Annotated in this window: 13 protein-coding genes; 11 read left to right on the top strand and 2 right to left on the bottom strand. The window is 41.7% G+C overall.

Annotated elements, in window-relative coordinates; genetic code table 11:
• Positions 1-46 precede the first annotated feature (46 nt).
• Positions 47-718, bottom strand: a complete 672-nt coding sequence (locus RSX31_RS00070) for a B3/B4 domain-containing protein (protein ID WP_315632696.1) — start codon at positions 716-718, stop codon at positions 47-49.
• 104 nt (positions 719-822) lie between these two features.
• Here RSX31_RS00070 and queG point away from each other — a divergent pair, with 104 nt between their 5' ends.
• The 4 genes from queG (at position 823) to nfsA (ending at position 4306) form a co-directional block, all read left to right on the top strand.
• A complete protein-coding gene (gene queG, locus RSX31_RS00075) occupies positions 823-1956 on the top strand; it encodes a tRNA epoxyqueuosine(34) reductase QueG (protein WP_315632698.1) in 1134 nt (377 codons plus the stop codon).
• 94 nt (positions 1957-2050) lie between these two features.
• The gene (locus RSX31_RS00080) at positions 2051-2929 is read left to right on the top strand and encodes an amidase domain-containing protein (RefSeq protein ID WP_148993241.1); all 879 of its coding nucleotides are present in this window, start codon (positions 2051-2053) and stop codon (positions 2927-2929) included.
• A 66-nt stretch (positions 2930-2995) separates the two neighbouring features.
• Entirely contained in the window at positions 2996-3469 is a 474-nt protein-coding gene (trmL, locus tag RSX31_RS00085; RefSeq protein ID WP_113971500.1) for a tRNA (uridine(34)/cytosine(34)/5-carboxymethylaminomethyluridine(34)-2'-O)-methyltransferase TrmL, read from the top strand.
• Between the two features lie 87 nt (positions 3470-3556).
• Entirely contained in the window at positions 3557-4306 is a 750-nt protein-coding gene (gene nfsA / locus RSX31_RS00090; protein ID WP_148993242.1) for an oxygen-insensitive NADPH nitroreductase, read from the top strand.
• 67 nt (positions 4307-4373) lie between these two features.
• Here the strand turns inward: nfsA and RSX31_RS00095 are convergent, their stop codons facing one another.
• Entirely contained in the window at positions 4374-5270 is an 897-nt protein-coding gene (locus RSX31_RS00095) for a LysR family transcriptional regulator (protein ID WP_262371573.1), read from the bottom strand.
• Positions 5271-5369: 99 nt separating this feature from the next.
• Here RSX31_RS00095 and RSX31_RS00100 point away from each other — a divergent pair, with 99 nt between their 5' ends.
• The 7 genes from RSX31_RS00100 to RSX31_RS00130 all read left to right on the top strand — a co-directional run bounded on the left by RSX31_RS00100 (position 5370) and on the right by RSX31_RS00130 (position 12219).
• The gene (locus RSX31_RS00100; RefSeq protein ID WP_397540995.1) at positions 5370-6047 is read left to right on the top strand and encodes an ankyrin repeat domain-containing protein; all 678 of its coding nucleotides are present in this window, start codon (positions 5370-5372) and stop codon (positions 6045-6047) included.
• Positions 6044-7333, top strand: a complete 1290-nt coding sequence (locus RSX31_RS00105; protein ID WP_148993244.1) for a purine/pyrimidine permease — start codon at positions 6044-6046, stop codon at positions 7331-7333. The genes RSX31_RS00100 and RSX31_RS00105 overlap by 4 nt, the downstream gene beginning before the upstream one ends.
• A gap of 399 nt (positions 7334-7732) precedes the next feature.
• The gene (locus tag RSX31_RS00110; RefSeq protein WP_148968241.1) at positions 7733-9628 is read left to right on the top strand and encodes a PrkA family serine protein kinase; all 1896 of its coding nucleotides are present in this window, start codon (positions 7733-7735) and stop codon (positions 9626-9628) included.
• A gap of 98 nt (positions 9629-9726) precedes the next feature.
• Positions 9727-9909 carry a hypothetical protein gene (locus RSX31_RS00115; protein WP_148968242.1) on the top strand — a complete coding sequence of 61 codons (183 nt, stop codon included), beginning with the start codon at positions 9727-9729 and terminating at the stop codon, positions 9907-9909.
• Between the two features lie 78 nt (positions 9910-9987).
• Positions 9988-10161 (top strand): hypothetical protein, encoded by a 174-nt coding sequence (locus RSX31_RS00120; RefSeq protein ID WP_148968243.1) that lies wholly within the window; start codon positions 9988-9990, stop codon positions 10159-10161.
• A gap of 264 nt (positions 10162-10425) precedes the next feature.
• On the top strand, positions 10426-11586 hold the full coding sequence (gene yhbH / locus RSX31_RS00125) for a sporulation protein YhbH (protein WP_397540970.1): 1161 nt from the start codon (positions 10426-10428) through the stop codon (positions 11584-11586).
• A gap of 141 nt (positions 11587-11727) precedes the next feature.
• A complete protein-coding gene (locus RSX31_RS00130; protein WP_148968244.1) occupies positions 11728-12219 on the top strand; it encodes an STAS domain-containing protein in 492 nt (163 codons plus the stop codon).
• The last annotated feature ends 25 nt before the right edge of the window (positions 12220-12244 follow it).

Genomic DNA, 12244 nt, shown 5'->3' on the forward strand with positions numbered 1-12244 from the left:
TCAATAAAAAACAGGATCCCACCAACCAGGGATCCTGCTCAAACTTCTATCCACCTACCACTTCAAAGGATCCTTCCCCGCCATGAATCCCGATGAACATATCCATTAACGATTTCGTGAGTTTGCCGCTTTCTTCTATAGAAAGGGAAGGCTTCAGAAAGATGATCTGAACGGCATTGTTGGTTTCTTCGCCGACGGGTGCACGGTCTGAGTCAACGAATGGACTTCCGAAAGGTCCGTCCCCGTCACAGGCAACGATTAGGTTTTCCAGGGAATTTTCCCGGCCGTTTAGTCCTGTATAGGTTTGTCCTGGTTCCCCCACTTTTATCTCTATGTTGTCTCCCTTAAGTTGAGCCCTGTCGTAAATGCCGATGGGCACTTCGTATTGAAGGGAGAAGAAGTTGTTGAGATCGATACTTGAGTTAATCGTGCTCAGATAATTCTGTTTTTTAACCCGGCGAAAGAGGGCTTCGGCAGAATGACGGTAGCGATTCGGGTCCTTTCCTGTTTTCTTGAAGATGTCCCGCCACGCGGCAATTCCTTCTATTTCCGTCACATTTTTATCGTGAAGGTCAAAGAAGATGGATTCCTGGAACAATTGAAGTCTGCCTTTCAGCATTTGAGGAGAAGCGCCGACTTCGATATGATGGTATTGAATGAATCCCACTTTGAAATCAGGGATTTTGGACGTTATAGGTGAATCGATGGTGATTTCCACTTATTTTCCCTCCACATTTGTTTTAAAATAGTTTATCATAATACACGTTGCCATTTCACGTAAGTAGCCGTAAATATATTAATAGATGGAAGGAGGAACGGGCAATGGATATGGATCAGTTAAAACAGGATATCATTGATTATAGTAAGGAAATCGGGATTGATAAAATTGGCTTTACGACAGCAGGTGCGTTTTCGGAAATGAAGAACAGGCTTCTTCGTCAGGAAATGCTAGGGTATCAATCCGGTTTTGAAGAGAAAGACATTGAGAAACGGGTCGATCCTTCATTAATCTTCGAGAGTCCCAAATCGATTATTGCCATTGCCCTTGCCTATCCTTCAAAGATGAAGAATGCTCCACAAAGCAAACGGGGAGAAAGACGTGGGATCTTTTGCCGGGCATCATGGGGGACGGATTATCACCATGTGCTTCGGGATCGTCTTTCAAAGTTGGAAGAATATATCGTATCAAGAGTTCCACAAGCACGTTTTAAATCAATGGTGGATACTGGTGAACTTGTGGATCGTGCTGTGGCAGAGCGGGCAGGCATTGGCTGGAGCGGAAAGAACTGCTCGATTATCACGCCCGAGTTCGGATCCTATGTGTATCTCGGGGAAATGGTGACAAACCTTCCGTTTGCTCCTGATACACCGATGGAGGACCAATGTGGTACATGCAATAAATGCGTGGATGTCTGCCCTACGGGAGCTCTTATAGAAGGCGGTCAGCTGGATGCTCAGAAATGCATTGCCTTTTTGACGCAGACGAAGGGCTTTCTTGCGGATGAGTACCGGGTAAAGCTTGGGAACCGTCTATATGGATGTGACACCTGCCAAACGGTATGTCCTGAAAATAAAGGGATGGACTTTCATTTTCACGAAGAGATGGAGCCGGATCCAGAAATTGCAAAGCCGCTATTAAAGCCGCTTTTAACAATCAGTAACCGTGAGTTTAAAGAAAAATACGGTCATGTATCCGGTTCATGGAGAGGGAAGAAGCCGATTCAGCGAAACGCGATCATCGCACTCGCCCATTATAAGGATACAACAGCCATTGACGATCTGATTGATGTGATGAAAAAAGATGTGCGGCCTGTCATTCGCGGTACCTCGGCCTGGGCCCTCGGCAAAATAGGCGGGGTAGAAGCAGAAGTTGCATTACTCGCGCAGCAATCGGTTGAAACGGATGAGGAAGTACTAAACGAAATTCAAAAAGGTCTTAACCTTATAACCAAATAATCTAAAAGGATAAACTCTCATTATCACCTGAGTTTATCCTTTTTTGTTTTGAACAGTCCCTTCCCTGCATAACAATTAGGGAGGAGGGAAGACAATGATCAGAAAGCTATTAATGGAAAAGGTCCAACATGTGATTGATGAATATACAACTCGTAGTCAGTCAGACTATCACAGTGACAAAGTGAAAAGAAAGAAGGAATCTTGTCTTCAGCGGAATGCGGAAATTGTAAAGGTGGATGCAGCAGGGAAAATCCAAAGCATGACACCTCAGCGAAATGAAACACAAAACATTTTATATGATGTTCATTATAAATATCTTATTAAGCAAGGTGATCTTCTTTATCTAGAAGAGGAAGTAGAGAATAGACATGCATCCTTTTATAGGGATAAGATCTATGAAGACAGCGAGATTCCAATTCACTTTGAAGAGAATGTCGTACGTGAAGAGAGTTCCACCTTCGACGGGAAAGAGGCTAGAGTGGCGTATCAATATGATCGGCTGAGTGCGGTGCAATATGCTGAACGATGGTGGAACAGCTATAACCCTGCGTTTAAGAAGTTTGAGAATGATTGCACGAACTATATTTCACAGTGCCTCCATGCCGGGGATGCTCCCATGCGGGGATATCCGGCGAAGGGGAAGGGCTGGTGGATGAGAAATCAGAACTGGAGTTATAGCTGGACGGTGGCGAATTCCATGAGATGGTATATTCCGAATTCTACGGTCGGGTTAAGGGGGAAACAGGTGAATGACTCAAAAGAGTTGAAGCTTGGGGATGTCATCTGCTATGACTTCGAAGGGGATGGGCGTTTTGACCATACTACGATCGTGACGGGTAAAGATGCTGCAGGAGAACCTCTCGTGAATGCCCATACATTCAACAGTAGAATGCGATATTGGAAATATGAGGACTCGACTGCGTATACACCTAATATCAAATATAGATTTTTTACAATAGTAGATGACGGCTAAGTCTTGTTCTATGGGGAGGAAATGGTATAATGTCACTTAGAGTTTTATGAATGAGGTGACAGTAACATGGGAGTACATGTTGTATTATATCAACCAGAAATCCCTGCTAATACAGGGAATATTGCGAGAACGTGTGCAGCAACGGATACAACTCTGCACTTGATTCGTCCACTCGGGTTCTCAACAGATGATAAAATGTTAAAGCGGGCAGGCCTTGATTATTGGCAGTTTGTAAACATTGTATACTATGATTCAATTGAAGAGTTCTTCGAGAAAAATGACGGCGGAGAATTTTTCTATTTAACAAAATACGGAAAGATCCCTCACACTGACTTTGATTACAGTGTGGAAGAGAAGGATTACTTCTTCATTTTTGGCAGGGAAACATCCGGACTGCCGGATGACATCATCCAAAATAATTTGGATCGTGCCCTGCGCATACCTATGAACGAAAACGTCCGTTCATTGAACCTTTCCAATACAGCGGCGATTCTGATCTATGAAGCATTAAGACAAAGAAATTATCCGGGTCTGTTATAAAAAACGAGGAATGAGAATCATATGATTTTCATTCCTTTTTTTATTTGGCTTATACTAAGGGAAAGAATGTGAAGGAGAGGGTACATAATGAACGAAACCATTGAAACGATTCTTAAGCATCGATCCATTCGTCATTTCAAGAATGAGCCATTAACAGAGGAGCAAATCCGGACAATTGTCTCGAGTGCCCAGGCTGCGAGTACGTCGAGTTATATTCAAGCATATACAATCATCGGAGTGAAGGATCGTGCTAAAAAGAAGAAGTTGGCGGAACTTGCCGGTCCACAATCATATGTAGAGGAAAACGGTCATTTCTTTGTATTCTGTGCCGATTTGTACCGCCACGAGAAAATAGGAGAATGGGAAAATGCAGATGTCATCCCAACACTTGAAAGCACGGAGAAGTTCATGGTAGCTTTAATTGACGCTTCACTAGCGGCTCAAAATGCGTCCATTGCCGCAGAATCGATGGGATTGGGCATTTGCTATATTGGAGGAATCCGAAATGATCTGGAATCAGTGAGTGAACTGCTGGAGCTTCCTGATCGGGTCATTCCTTTATTCGGGCTGGCAGTCGGTTTACCTGAAGGCAGTTCTGATGTGAAGCCGAGGTTGCCATTGGAAGCCATTTATCATGAGGATTCATACCAACGTGATGAAGGGTCCATGAAAGAGGAACTTGATCGTTATGACGAAACCATCTCTTCCTATTATCAGGCACGAACGGCCGGCAAACGATCGGATCGATGGACGGAGCAGATGGCCAACATGCTTTCAGGGAAGAAGCGCCTGTATATGAAGGAATTTATAGAGAAGAAGGGATTCAATAAAAGGTAGATCTCTATAGTCCAGATAAAGAAACTTAGAAAAAGCCCGAAAGGATCAAATCCTTTCGGGCTTTTTCCTAATCCATCTCCAAAAGCTCAATTTGAAAGTGTTCTGTGACTAACCGGATAAACTCCCTCGTTGTCTTAGGCAGATAGAAGTCTTTTTTCCATACGATTCCGTAGCTTGCGTTGTTCATGTTCTCAATTTCCACCAGTTGAACCTCTTTATGCTTAAATACTTGCAAAGCACTATGGGGAACGATGGAGGAAGCGAATCCTTGTTCTACAAGGTTGGCAAGGAGGACTGTATCCGAACATTCTGCCTTTACATTTGGAGTCAACCCGATTGAAATAAATGACTGGACAATCATTTCGTACAAGCCCAAGCTTTGTGTACTGGGAAGGATTAATGGCTGATGAACAATATCCTCTAATGTAATCGTGTCAATACTTGAAGTCGGAACACTCGTAATGTAGTAAAATGGCTCATCTTGGAGGACCACCTTCACCATATTGTCTGCTGAAAAAGGCATTCGGATCAGTGCAGCATCAATCTCCCGTAATTCTAAAAGATGAATGAGCTGTGAGGATTCATTTTGATGAATATTATAGGTGATGTTCGGGTATTTCTTTTCATACTTTGCTAAAATATGTGGCAAATCAATGTCAGATAATGTATTTACACCAATCCTCAGTTTGCCTTTTTCTCCTGAGCCAATTTCTTTCACTTCTGCCTCTGCAGCCTCCAGCAGCTTGATCATCTGATAAGCGTGCTGATAAAGGGCTTTACCAGCCTCTGTAATCACCAGTTTTCTCCCTTTCCGGTAAAACAGGCTCACACCGAGATTCTCTTCCATCGTGCGCAGCTGCTGACTTAGGGGTGGCTGAGACATATGTAGTCGTTTTGCTGCAGCAAGTATTGTTTTTTCTTCCACAATTGTCATGAAGTAGCGCAGTTGTTTAAGGTCCAGCATAGAAATCACCTCTCTTATACAATAAATATATAATAATACAATTTAATAGATATTATTCATATATATCAAGACGTGATATCCTAAAAGTTGTTAGGGGGAGTGAAAATGAAGAAAATGCTCATGGCTATCTTTATCAGCACTCTGGCGGGATGTTCGTTCAATGCTCAAGAGGAGGAAAAAGAAGTGATTTTCACCTATATAAAAGAAGGATATATTGAAGAAGTCGAAACGTTAATTGATGAAGGTGCCGATATTAATCAACAGGATGCCCTCGGTAGGACGCCTGTAATGCTTGCGACGTATCAAAATAACCCGGATATGGTTCGTTTGCTTATTGATAAGGGAGCTGATATTCATTTAAAGGATGAATTAAAAAACAATCCCTTTCTGTATGCTGGTGCAGAAGGAATGAATGACATTCTGCTTCTCACGATCGAAGCAGGAGCAGATCCTGCTTTAGTAAATCGATATGGCGGAACCGCGCTTATTCCAGCTGCGGAAAAAGGCCACGGTGAGACCGTCAAACTTCTATTGGAAAAAACAAACGTCGATATCAATCATGTAAATGACCTTGGCTGGACAGCCTTGATGGAAGCCATTGTATTGAGTGATGGAGGAAAGGTGCATCAAGAGATTATTGCCACATTAATCGAGTATGGTGCCGATGTAACGATACCTGATCAGGAAGGAAAATCACCAATTGAGCATGCCAGGGAAAGAGGTTTTGTTGAAATTGAGAAGATGCTGCTTAAAGCCGGAGCGGTTAAAGTATCATGAAATACAAAGGGCAGTCCGTAAGAATAACCCTGCAAAGCTTTCAATGGCTCATGTTTTTGATCGGAACGTCGATTGCTCTTCCGATTGTAATTGGTAGTGTGTTTGGATTAAGTGAGACCGAGATATCAGGGTTAATGCAAAGAACGCTTTTCCTGGTTGCTCTCGGCTCCATTCTTCAGAAAGTAATTGGACATTCCCTTCCGATTATTGAAGGACCGGCTGGATCCTGGGTAAGTGTCTTTGTTATTTTGGCTGGCTTTTCTAAGCAAATTGGCCTGTCGGTTGAAGAATCACTATCACTTGGTATGGGCTCACTTGCTTTAGCAGGATGTATACTGATCCTCATGGGATTAGTGAAAAACAAATCATTTTACGAAAGAGTATTTCCACCTTTAGTTTCAGGTGTTTTTTTGTTTCTTCTAGCTATTCAGCTTAGTGGCATCTTTTTTAAAGGGATGATCGTACAAGAAGAAGGAAGCGTTGATTGGGAACTGACGATGCTTGCCATTTTCGTTTTTGTCTTTATTGTGATTCTGTCAATTAAAGCAAAAGGATGGGGAAAGCAGTTTTCACTCTTAATCGGTATCATTGCTGGCTGGGGTGTGTTCGCCCTGTTCGGTGGTGCTTCCAACCCTATTGGACAGAGGGATCTTAGTGGCGTAGCTTTCCCAGAACTCTTTTCATGGGGACCACCTGCAATCAATGGTAATATCATCACTGCGACTATTCTGTTTTCTTTTACGCTGATTCTAAACAATATTGCAGCCATTGATTCGATGTATGAGGTATTTGATGGAAAGAAAATCAATAAACAAGACAGTATAAGAAGAGGCTTTGTCATCGGAGGAATCAATCATTGGTTATCGTCCATTTTTTCTGCTCTTGCTATTGTGCCCTTGCCGGTTACATCAGGTTTCGTACAAACGACGAAACAAAGAAACGGTCTTCCATTTCTTATAGCAGCAGGCAGTTTATTACTTATATCCTTCATGCCACAAGTGGTGCATGTAGTGTCCACTTTGCCTGTAGCCGTCGCGAGTGCAGCACTGCTTTCGACAATTGTGAATATGTTTATCATTTCATTAAAAAAGATTACTTCTAATAAGTTGAATCAAAGGGAGTTATCAATCATTAGTATTTCACTTTTGGGCGGCACAAGTCTCTTCTTTCAATCTCCGGATCTTTTCGAAGATCTTCCGAGTTCGCTTCAAATTGTAATGAGTAATGGTTTGATCGTCGGGACAGTTGTGGTGATTGGTCTTAATTTAATATGGCGCAATAACTAAAAAAACTGGCCAAGGCCAGTTTTTTTAGTTTATGAATTAGTTGGAGCCGGGTTTATCATTATATCCAGCAGTGAAAATCGCTACTAAGAACGCTAAAGATACACCTATAATCATTATAGTACCCATGTTTGGTAACCTCCCAGTTTCACTTATTCCACAGTCTGTCTTTAGTATAGCCTATTTTTTATTTGATGTGAATGAAATCGTTTAATTTTTTGTTGATCTGTGAGAGCTTGGCTGATTGATAATGAAACCATTATTTTTCGAAAGTCTCATTCTGCTGTTTATAGTGAATACTGAACCTTTGTCTGTAATAAATATATCTTGTTAACATGTTCAGGTGAACAAGCGCATAGAGTATATTAATCGTCTCTCATTAAGCGACAGGGGGAGGTCCTTATGGATATTTTAAAAAAAATCGAACATTATCGAGAAGAAGAAGAGAAACTGAAATGGGAAGGGACGTTTGCTCAGTATTTAGACCTGCTGAAAGAGAAGCCTTGGGTTGGGCAATCCGCTCATTCAAGAGTCTTTAATATGATTAAGGATGCCGGAGTTGAAGAGGTCGAGGGGAAAAGAAAGTATAAATTCTTCAGCAATCAATTATTTGGCTTAGAAGAGGCGCTGGAAAGACTCGTTGAAGAATACTTTCATCCTGCTGCGAAGCGATTGGATGTCAGAAAGAGAATCTTGTTACTGATGGGGCCAGTCAGTGGAGGGAAATCAACCCTTGTTTCCATGCTGAAACGCGGGCTGGAACAATATTCCCGGACTGAAAGAGGAGGCGTCTTTTCAATCAAAGGCTGCCCGATGCACGAAGATCCATTGCATCTGATTCCTCAACATTTGCGTGAAGATTTTTACAACGAATATGGCATTCGCATTGAAGGAAATCTCTCTCCGTTAAATACTATGCGCTTGGAGAAGGAATATCATGGCCGCATAGAAGACGTTCAGGTCGAAAGAGTCTTTTTCTCTGAAGATAAACGTGTCGGAATCGGTACGTTCAGTCCATCAGATCCAAAGTCACAGGATATTGCCGATTTAACAGGAAGTATCGACTTCTCCACGATTGCTGAATTTGGTTCTGAATCAGATCCACGTGCTTACCGATTTGATGGTGAGTTAAATAAAGCAAACCGTGGATTGATGGAATTCCAGGAAATGCTGAAGTGTGATGAAAAGTTCTTATGGCACTTATTATCCCTTACTCAGGAAGGAAACTTCAAGGCAGGTCGGTTTGCATTGATTTCGGCTGATGAGCTAATTGTCGCCCATACGAATGAAACTGAGTATCGATCCTTCATTGCAAATAAAAAGAATGAAGCCTTACACTCACGTATTATCGTCATGCCTGTTCCTTATAACCTGAAGGTCACCCAGGAAGAGAAAATATATGAGAAAATGATCAACGAAAGTGATGTGTCTAACGTCCACGTGGCACCTCATACGTTACGGGTTGCGGCGATGTTCACCATTTTGACCCGAATGAAAGAACCAAAGCGCGGTGATATTGATTTAATCAAGAAAATGCGCTTGTACGACGGAGAAAATGTTGAAGGATTTAACTCCGCAGATGTGGATGAAATGAAGAAGGAATATCAGGATGAAGGAATGAGCGGAATCGATCCGCGTTATGTCATTAACCGGATCTCGTCTACGATCATTCGAAAAGAAATCCCAACCATTAACGCTTTAGACGTTCTTCGGGCTTTGAAAGAAGGACTGGATCAACATCCATCAATTACGAATGAACTTCGTGATAAGTATTTGAACTTTATTTCCCTCGCCCGTAAGGAATATGATGACATCGCTAAGAAAGAAGTTCAGAAAGCATTCGTGTATTCATATGAAGAGTCTGCGAAAACGCTTATGGATAACTATCTTGATAACGTTGAAGCTTACTGCAATAAGGCGAAGCTTCATGACCCATTAACCGGTGAAGAAATCAATCCGGATGAAAAGCTGATGCGTTCCATTGAAGAACAAATCGGTATTTCAGAAAATGCGAAGAAAGCATTCCGTGAAGAAATCCTTATCCGTATCTCTGCATATGCCCGTAAAGGAAAGCGATTTGACTACAATTCACATGATCGCTTGAGAGAAGCCATTCAGAAGAAGCTATTCGCTGACTTGAAGGACGTCGTGAAAATCACGACATCATCGAAAACGCCAGACGAACAGCAGCTGAAGAAAGTCAACGAAGTGGTTGCCCGCCTCATCGATGAACATGGCTACAACTCAACATCCGCAAATGAATTACTCCGCTATGTGGGCAGCCTGTTGAATCGTTAATAGAAATGAAATCGGGAGATGCTAAATACACCTCCCGATTTTCTATGTGGTTTATTTTTTCTTGTAAGGGGAAAAGTAGTAGCCAAGAGGTGAAAGTTATGAGCAAAAACAAACATGAACTGGATAAAAACTATGAACCTGAAAATGGGTCCATGGCATCTGATATGGAAGAAATGGAGCAGCTGGGAAAGCAAATGGACAAGCTAAGAACGAATGAAGAGCTGAAAGAGGACAAAAAGCAGCCGGATCCTGTTCAATATAAAGAAAAAGACAAGGGATAGTTGACAGAAAACTCAGAATATAATAGTCTATAGATAGAGAGCTGGGCCCATTATCTTAAATGAAAGTGGGTGGAGAGGATGCCTTCTAAACCTCATCGTCGAGAAGAAGCAGAACCTCTTAACGGAAGTATGGCCTCCAATATGGAGGAAGTCATTAAGCTAGGGAAGCAGATGGAAAAATTACGTTCCAGTGGCGAATTAAAGATACACAATCGAGTATCAGACCCGGCTCAATATGAAGAAGAAGCTTAATCAGGTGATTCTGCCTGGTTATTTTTTTTGAGGAAATCGGACATTCACGGACATTATATAACATGTCAGAAAAATAGGCTCGTCCAACCTTAAAAGAACGTTTAATTGTCGAAATTATTTGTAAATTTATCAATACTTCTGCATAGGATAGAGTAATCCCCGTTTCACTTCATGGGATATATGCAGTTTAGACAGTCAACATAGTGTATGCAGGAGAATGAAGAAATGTGAAAAAACTTTAAGGAGGGGAATAATTTGAGTCAAATGGATAATCATCAGTTTGTCATTTCCAAGGAAGATTGGGCCCTCCACCGCAAAGGTCACGATGATCAACAAAGACATCAAGAGAAAGTACAGGATGCGATTCGAAACAACTTACCTGATTTGATTACAGAAGAAAACATTGTCATGTCAAATGGTCGAGACGTCGTCAAGATCCCGATTCGTTCTTTAGATGAATATAAAATTCGTTATAACTATGATAAGAATAAGCACGTCGGGCAAGGTGACGGTGAAAGTCAGGTAGGAGACGTCATTGCAAGAGACGGCTCACCGCAGCAACAGGGTCCTGGAAAAGGTCAAGGGGCCGGAGATAAAGCCGGTGAAGATTACTATGAAGCAGAAGTGTCGATGCTTGAGATTGAAGAAGCCTTATTTAGCCAATTGGAACTTCCGAACCTGAAGAAGAAGGAGCAAGATGTTCAAACCGTCGAGCACATTGAATTCAACGATATCCGTAAAACAGGCCTAATGGGGAATATAGATAAAAAGAAGACGATGATGTCTGCCTTTAAGAGGAATGCCATGAAAGGAGCACCAAGCTTTCATCCGATATATACCGAAGACTTGAAGTTCAGAACGTGGAATGAAGTATTAAAGCCTGAATCCAAAGCGGTCGTATTGGCTATGATGGATACGAGTGGATCCATGGGGGTATGGGAGAAATATATGGCAAGAAGCTTTTTCTTCTGGATGACACGTTTTTTGAGAACAAAATATGAAACCGTAGAAATTGAATTCATCGCACATCATACTGAAGCCAAAGTGGTATCAGAAGAACACTTCTTCTCGAAAGGAGAAAGCGGAGGTACCATCTGTTCATCTGCTTATCGCAAAGCGCTGGAATTAATCGATGGAAAGTACGCTCCGACCCGCTATAATATTTATCCGTTCCATTTCTCTGATGGGGATAACCTGACGTCTGATAACGTACGATGCGTGAAGCTTGTAGAAGAATTAATGAAAGTATCCAGCATGTTCGGTTACGGGGAAGTGAACCAATATAACCGCCACTCCACCTTGATGTCAGCCTACAAAAATATTAAAAACGACGATTTCCGTTATTACATTCTCAAACAAAAAGCCGATGTATTCCATGCCATGAAAAGTTTCTTCCACAATGAGCAGGAAAAAGCTTTCGCTTGAGAAAAACCAGCCGATGAGGCTGGTTTTTCACTGTCAACTACTTATCTACTTACATATGAAAATATTAGGTTATTCTGTTTGCATAGTGCTAGAATATAGAGAGGTACTTTAAAAAACATTCTATAAGCGGTGAGGTTTATCATGACAGATGAAAAGCAACAAATTCAACAACTAAAGAATGAAATTAAAGAATTAAAAGAACACCTGAGTCAATCAGAACAGCTGATTATGGATATTTCAGCACCTATTATCCCCTCCATCGTCCCTGAAACCATCTTGATCCCCATAACCGGCAGACTTAGCCCGGAACGTTTTGAAAGGATCATTTCCAAGATATTAGACGTCTCGTACGGTGGAGATATCAACACAATCATTGTAGATTTCTCAGCCATATCAGAGAAAGAAATCGGTGAAATGGACATTTTCGGCACTTATATCCATAACATGGCGAAGGCAATTGGATTAATGGGAATCGAAACCCTATTTGTCGGATTTACACCTGCCCTTACTCAAGTGATGATCAATTCAGGAGTGAGAGAGCTTAAAGGGATTAAAAGCTTCCTCACATTCCGGACAGCTTTGCAATATTTGATGAGCGAAAAGGAAATTACATTTCAGAAGATAAATGAGTAAAAGAACCAGCCTATTCGGTTGGTTC

Origin of the sequence: Rossellomorea yichunensis (genome assembly GCF_032337515.1) — a bacterium.
In the GTDB taxonomy this organism is placed as follows: Bacteria; Bacillota; Bacilli; order Bacillales; family Bacillaceae_B; genus Rossellomorea; species Rossellomorea yichunensis.